Below are 6,320 nucleotides of genomic sequence, written 5' to 3' on the forward strand. Positions count from 1 at the left end.
GCGGTGAGGTGACCTGCGGCGGGGTGGTGATGAGTGCGGCTGTTTGTTCGGCGGCTGCGGCTGCGACCTCGGGGTAGACGCTGGTGTAGGTGTCGCGGGTGAAGGTCGAGGAGACGTGGCCGAGTGTCTCTTGGACGATCTTCAGTTCGACTCCGGCGGCGAGCATCATGGAGGCCGCTCCGTGACGAAGGTCGTGGAGGCGGATCGGTGGCAGTCCCGCCTCATAGGCGAGCCAATAGAACTGATCGGTGGGGTGCTGGGGGTGCAGCGGGCGTCCGAGTTCGTCGGTGAACACGAACCCGCTGTCAGCCCAGTCCTGGCCTGCGGCGAGTTGTTCCTTTGCCTGCTGGGTGCGGTGGCGGCGCAGAGCGGCCATCGTTTCAGTGTCCACGGCGATGACGCGGTCGCTGGCGTCGGTCTTCGGTTTGCCTTGGACGGGTTGCCAGCCGAGTTGGGTGATCTGCCAGTTGATCCCGATTGTTTCGGCCGCGTGGTTGACCTCGCGCCAGCGCAGACCGGCCGCCTCACCCCGGCGGAGTCCGCGGAGGGCGATCAGGCGGTACAGGGCGTACAGCCGGTGAAGCCGGGCGTGGGTAAGGAAGACCGAGGTCTGCTGCGGCGTCCATACCATCACGGGGGAGGGCCGATCCGCGGCCAGGTAGACGCCGATCACATCGACGCCGCCCATCACCCGGCCGTGTTTGGCGGCGGCGAACCGCCGGTCGTGATCGGTTTGCCAGTGGGCGACGCGTTCGGCGGTCCACACGGCCGGTTTTGGCCGGGTCACGGCCGGTAGTTCGACCACGGCGGCCGGGTTGAAGTCCAGCAGCCGATCCTGCTTGATCGCGATGTTCAGGGCGTGGCGCAGGGTGGCGCGGATGCGGTGCATGGACGAGGCGCCGACAGGACGGCGGTATTTCACCTTGGCGGCCTGTTCGGGGTCGCCGCTTGCGCGGGCTTGGGCGATGGTGTCGTTGAACTCCTCGATGGCGTCGAACATGCCCGCCACGTCGGAGACGCGGAGCCGGTCCAGGCGGATGTGGCCGAGGTAGGGGGCCAGGTAGAGGCGGATGTCGGTGGCGTAGCCACGGCGGGTGGTGGCATCGATGCGGCGCTTACGGGCGAGGAATTCCTCCAGCCATTCGGCGACGGTGAGGTGCCGGTTGAGGTCTTGCCGGGTGCGGACCTTCCGGCGTACCTCTTCCATCGGCGGAAGATGCTTGGCCTCTTTGAGCGTGGTGAGGATGAGTTCGGTGATCTGCCGCCGCACGTGCGGGTCATCATCAAGAGCGAGCAGCCCGCGGGCGTGATCGAGTTCGGCTTCGGCGTCCTCCAGCGTCGTGAAGCCGCTGCGGCGTAGCGGGTTGCGGCGTCGCCCGTCGGCGTGGGCGGGGAGTTCGAGCTGGTAGGCCCAGCGTCCGTGGGTACTGCTCCAGCGCTGACCGCCCCCGCCGGTTCGGCGGAGTTTGGGGCAGGAGGCGCCGAGTCTACGGCCGGTGGCCGTATCGCGGCAGGAGCAGGTTTTGTAGGTGGATCCGTTGGCCACCGTGGTGTCATCCTTTCCAGTGTTCGCGGCACTCGTGGGTGTCGCGGTATCCCAGCAGCGCGCGCACCCCGCGTACCGGCACCGCGTACCGGCTGCCGATCCGCAGGACCGGGCAGGGGAACCGCTCGGTCTTGGCCAGCCGGTATGCCTTGGTCCGGCCCATTCCGAGCAGTTTCCCGGCGGCGACCACGCCGATCACGGCGGGATACTCCGCCTCCGCCATGTGATGCCGGTCCTTGCCATCGGGGGCGGGTTCGTCCGGCTCGCTGTCGGTTGGTCGTGCGGTCATCAGGTCACCTCCATGGGGCGGGTTCGGGCGTCGGTGGCGGGATGGTGTGTGTTGCGCTGGCCCGGCCCATTGGCGGGTGGGCCGTGGCCAGCGGTATCGACGCCCACCTTGGTCCGCGCCGTCAAGCGAAATCCGCTGGTCCATCGGCTGACGACGCTGTTTCCGGTGCTGAGGGGCATTGCGCCGGGTGGCCGGGGACGATGTGTACCGGGTGCATTGCTGGTAGGTGATCGCCTGATGGTCTACGGAAGATGAGGAGGTCTTCGTGTGCGATGGCGTGGATCGGCCGCCCCTGCGCCCATCCCCGGCGGGCCTCGTGGAGCTGGAAGAACGAGGCCCGGTTCAGCAGCGTGCCGTCACCGAGGCCGCACAACAGGCAGACGATCCGGTCGGCGAACTCCAGTCCCGCCCGGCGGCCGAGGGTGATGATCTGCCCGGGGAGGTCGATGAGTTCGCCGTGGTGACGGTAGGGGCGGGCGGTGACCGCGACCACGCCGCCAGGGCGCAGCAGCCGGATACTGCCAGCGAGGATGCGAGAGAAGCCGTCCAGCAGGGCCGGGAGGCGCCGGTACGCCAGGTTGGCCCGGTCGGCACGGTCGGTGTAGTGGTGGTTCCATTTGCGGACCCCAAGTTCTCCGCTGTCGCGGGTGGAGCGGACGTGGCCGTGGGTGGCCAGCCCGTAGGGAGGAGAGGTCAGCACCAAGCCCGCCTTGCCGCGCAGGTCGGGTAGGAGCTGCGCGATGTGCCGGGCGTCTGCGGTGACGACCCGGCCGAACCCGGCCGCTCCAACGCGGCGGGCATGGGCGAGGTTGGCCACGGCAAGGTGGGCCCAGCGCTGTTCCAGTTCCACCCCGGCGGCGTGCCGGTCCTGGTAAAGGGCCTCGACCAGTGTGGTGCCGATGCCGCACATTGGGTCGATGACGAGATCGCCCGGGCGGGTGTAGGTGGCGATGACCTGGGCGGCGATCGCGGGGAGCATCTTGGCGGGATGCTTCATCGAACCGGGCAGATAGCGCCCGCGCCTTTGAACCCGGGAGGGCTGTTGCCCGGTCGCCCATACCGACATGGTCACCTCGATCACGAGGGGTCACCTCCTGCGTTCTCAGTGGGGAGATCGGCCACCCGTGGTGATCGCCGGGGCTTGGTGAAGATCAGCACATCGGTGTGCAGCCGGGTGCTGATCGGCAGCCCGGCACACCCTGCCGTAGCCGGGTCTGGTGCGGGTACCCGCCAGGTAGGGGGTGGTTCGAGGCGCCCGCCGCGGACCGGGACGTGAAGGGCGATGATGTGCTGGAGGTAGGTCAGTTCTGCGTGCCGGGCGTTGTGGATGATGTCCGGGGCGGGGTCATGGACGTGCCCGCCTGCGCGATGCAGGCCGGTGATGACGGCCAGATGACCTCCCGGCTTCACCAGGGCCGCTAGGTGGGACAGCTCCACCTGCTCGCTTTGGCGGCAATGGCGTTTGGCGATGACGAGATCGGCGGTGCCGAGCAGATCGGTGAGCGTCTGATGGGTAGCGTCTGCGGGGGTGAGGCGCAGGTCGGCGACCTCCAGGTCGTGGCGGGGATGCAAGCGCTTCAGCGCCTGCCAGGAGTGGTGTGCCCGGGCGGGGTCGCTGAAGGTGGCGACGGCCCGGCAGCCGGTGGTCAAGGCGCTGGAGACGACGGCATGGTCGGCTGCGTCGATGTCGATGACCAGGCCGCCGAGCCGTGTGCAGGTGGTGATCAGGTGCCGGGCGAGGAGTGTGCTGACCGGCCGGCAGCAGCCATTGCGGCATGAGGGTTCCGGTTCGGTGTCGGTGGCGGCGAGCCAGACGCTCAATGGCAGGTGACGCTGTGCGCCACTGTCCGGGTCGCTTCGGTGAGGAGCGTGAGTGTGGTGGTGAGGTGGGTTCAACGATGGTGTGGCCCGATCACACGAGCCTGGTCCCTGTCACCATCGGAAATACCTGCCGCGAGAAGCGAGATGGGACAACCGGGCAGATCGGCGGTCGTGTTGAACTGTGGTGATCGCGCTTCCCGGCCGGGCCGTATGCGCTGTTCGTTGTTCATGCAGGTCAGGGCGCTGCCGTACCGGTTTCGGGCATCCTTGCTACAAGACTCGCGGCGCCCATCGTCTCCAGCAGCCTTCGGCTGGATCAAGGGTCGATCTCGGGAGGCGATCGCGGTGGCCGGGCACGACGAGCTCGTCGAGCGCCCGTTCGGCAAGAAGGTCGATCGCCTCAAGGCTTTGATGGAAGCGTCACTGCGGCCGGCCTACCGTGGCTACTACGGTCAACTGGTGCCGACTGATCAACAAGTCGGCGAGATGGCTCAGGCACGCCGGGCGGCGGGGCGAACCCTGGGCTGGAAGACCGTCACCCATATCGCCGCCGAGGGGCGGCTGGTCATTGTGGATGATCGAGATCCACCTGGATGTTCAGGCGCTGACTCAGCGTCTCGCCGCTGAAGCGGTAGCCAATTACCTTAACCAGTACAGGTAACGGTCGGCTGCGAGCCGTCGCCGAATCGCTCCTAGTTCCTCAAAGGGGCTTTCTCCGCCAATCGCGGAAACCGGGGCAAACACGACCGAGGCCACGCAGGCATCAGCTTTGGTGGAAGTTTGACCTCACCCCTCATGGTGGCGCCCATCATCACAGGTGAGGGCCATTAGTGGGCAGTCACCGGACATCCGGGCCACTCGGCAGTGAAGGCGCGACCGGGCACCTTCATCAATAGCGTTCGGCCATTCCAGAAGGCGCTTGGGAGCTTTGAGTTGAGCCTGCCAAGAACATTACCCACAGCGACGTCTGTCCGGAAAGTGACCGATTCTTGTACGTGACATATGGCGGCATGAGCAACGTCCGGATCCACGCTTCATTCGGGAGTTGTCATGTCCCAGCCCACATCGCACGCCCCTCGTGCCGCCTCATCCTTCCCTCACGTTCGCGGGCCGCTGGATGCGGCCGAAGACGCGTTCCGCCTGCTGATGCAGGGACCGCAGCCGCTCGGCATCGACGGAGCCCAGCTCGGAGCCGGTCTTCCGGCCAGAGACATCACGCTGGGGGAGCTGCGGGCGATCCTGCTCCACCCCTCCTGCGGGCGGGTGACCCGTGATGAGGTGTGGCGGCATCTGATCGGCCAGGCCCGGGTACGGCGGGGCGCGTGGATGGTGGCCGCCGTGGCGCTGGCCATGCCGATGCTGCGCCGCCTCGCCACATCGATCTGCCGGTCGGCGGACGTGGAGCGCGACGATGTCGAGGCCGAGGTGCTGACCGGCTTCATGGACGCACTGTCCAAGGTCAATCTGCAATGGACCCACCCATTGCTGCGGCTGTCCCGTCTGACCCGCCAGTCTGTGGCACGAAGCGGCGTACTGCAGCGGCCGTGCCTGCTCAACGACGCAGAAGCGGCCGAGGGGCGCACCCTGACCTATCCGCCGGGGCATGCCGACCTGCTTCTCGCGAAAGCGGTCGCGCACGGGATCATCAGCGCCGAAGCCGCGGAGATCATCGCGGTAACGCGGCTGGAGAACGTTCCGCTCAGCGACTACTGCCGTCGCCGTGGCCTGCTGTACTGCACCGTTCTCAAGCGGCGCCAGCGTGCCGAGGCGCGACTGCGTCAGGTGCTCGTCAATGGTGACCTGACCGGCGGCGATCTGTAGCACACCGTCGATGGTGAGCACGCGCGATAGCTGCTCGCCAGTCAGCGAAAAGCAAATTCGGCACCGGCCGATGTCCGAGATCGGCTCGATGGCCAAGTCTTTTCCCAGGTGAAGAGGAAGTGCGGAGGCCCGGCCTTGGCTGTGGCCGCACACGGTCACCGGTCCCTGTCGCCACCGGCCCGCACGCTCCGCCGCTCGAAGGAGGACGCCCACCCGGCCCCAGCCGGTCTCGCCTCCGCGCTGCCTCTCCAAACGCTCATCGCCCAGGTGCTCGCCGTGCCCGCTTCGGCTCGGGCACGCCCACGTTCTTAAGGGAAGGTGGTCAGTGACAGTCCGCTCCCGTAGAAGTCGGCGCACGGCCCATCTCATCGCCGCCACCGTCGCCGCCTCGATCGGCCTCGGTTTCGTCCTCGCGATCGGTATCGCCCACGTCGCGAGGGCGAGTCCGGACATCGTTGCCGAGGGCCACGCCGGCGCTTCCACTGCGCTGGCCGCCCCGTCCTCGCTGAGCCAGGTGATCAACAACCTGCGCAACGTCGTCGTCGGTCTGCTGGTCGGTCTGGCGACCTTGTTCCTCACCGTGGGCGGGGTCCGCTACATCCTGGCGGGAGGCGACCCCGGTGAGGTCGAAGCGGCGAAGAAGACCCTTCGCTATGCCGCCCTCGGTTACGGCGTGGCCGTCCTCGCGCCGCTTCTGGTGAGCATCCTCAAGGGGATCGTGGGGGCGTAGCTGTGACCGCCACCCGGTATCAGATGGCCGTCGCAGCGCGCCACGCGGTGTGGATTGTTCTGGCCGTTGCGATGGTGCTGGGCCTGGGTGGTACCTGGCTCTTATACACATCT

The 6,320-nt window shown here is 67.6% G+C and carries 7 protein-coding genes; 3 read left to right on the forward strand and 4 right to left on the reverse strand.

The window, feature by feature from the left end; genetic code table 11:
- The 4 genes from C1I98_RS33450 to C1I98_RS33465 form a co-directional block, all read right to left on the reverse strand.
- Nucleotides 1–1,546, reverse strand: a 1,546-nt coding sequence (locus tag C1I98_RS33450; RefSeq protein ID WP_111171346.1) for a site-specific integrase, incomplete at its 3' end; no start/stop codon positions are given.
- 7 nt (nucleotides 1,547–1,553) lie between these two features.
- Nucleotides 1,554–1,835 (reverse strand): hypothetical protein, encoded by a 282-nt coding sequence (locus C1I98_RS33455; protein WP_199537409.1) that lies wholly within the window; start codon nucleotides 1,833–1,835, stop codon nucleotides 1,554–1,556.
- A 121-nt stretch (nucleotides 1,836–1,956) separates the two neighbouring features.
- Nucleotides 1,957–2,916 carry a TRM11 family SAM-dependent methyltransferase gene (locus C1I98_RS33460; protein ID WP_111171343.1) on the reverse strand — a complete coding sequence of 320 codons (960 nt, stop codon included), beginning with the start codon at nucleotides 2,914–2,916 and terminating at the stop codon, nucleotides 1,957–1,959.
- Complete coding sequence (locus C1I98_RS33465; protein WP_111171344.1) at nucleotides 2,913–3,656, reverse strand: hypothetical protein; 744 nt, start codon at nucleotides 3,654–3,656, stop codon at nucleotides 2,913–2,915. The genes C1I98_RS33460 and C1I98_RS33465 overlap by 4 nt, the downstream gene beginning before the upstream one ends.
- 345 nt (nucleotides 3,657–4,001) lie before the next feature.
- Between C1I98_RS33465 and C1I98_RS40855 the strand changes: the two genes are divergently transcribed.
- The 3 genes from C1I98_RS40855 (at nucleotide 4,002) to C1I98_RS44600 (ending at nucleotide 6,207) form a co-directional block, all read left to right on the forward strand.
- Nucleotides 4,002–4,283: a hypothetical protein gene (locus tag C1I98_RS40855; protein ID WP_146607796.1), complete on the forward strand. Its 282-nt coding sequence runs from the start codon at nucleotides 4,002–4,004 to the stop codon at nucleotides 4,281–4,283.
- A 423-nt stretch (nucleotides 4,284–4,706) separates the two neighbouring features.
- On the forward strand, nucleotides 4,707–5,477 hold the full coding sequence (locus C1I98_RS33470) for a hypothetical protein (RefSeq protein WP_146607797.1): 771 nt from the start codon (nucleotides 4,707–4,709) through the stop codon (nucleotides 5,475–5,477).
- 325 nt (nucleotides 5,478–5,802) lie between these two features.
- Nucleotides 5,803–6,207: a pilin gene (locus C1I98_RS44600; RefSeq protein ID WP_233508404.1), complete on the forward strand. Its 405-nt coding sequence runs from the start codon at nucleotides 5,803–5,805 to the stop codon at nucleotides 6,205–6,207.
- Nucleotides 6,208–6,320 lie beyond the last annotated feature (113 nt).

The sequence above is a fragment of the Spongiactinospora gelatinilytica genome (genome assembly GCF_003236385.1).
Lineage (GTDB): Bacteria > Actinomycetota > Actinomycetes > Streptosporangiales > Streptosporangiaceae > Spongiactinospora > Spongiactinospora gelatinilytica.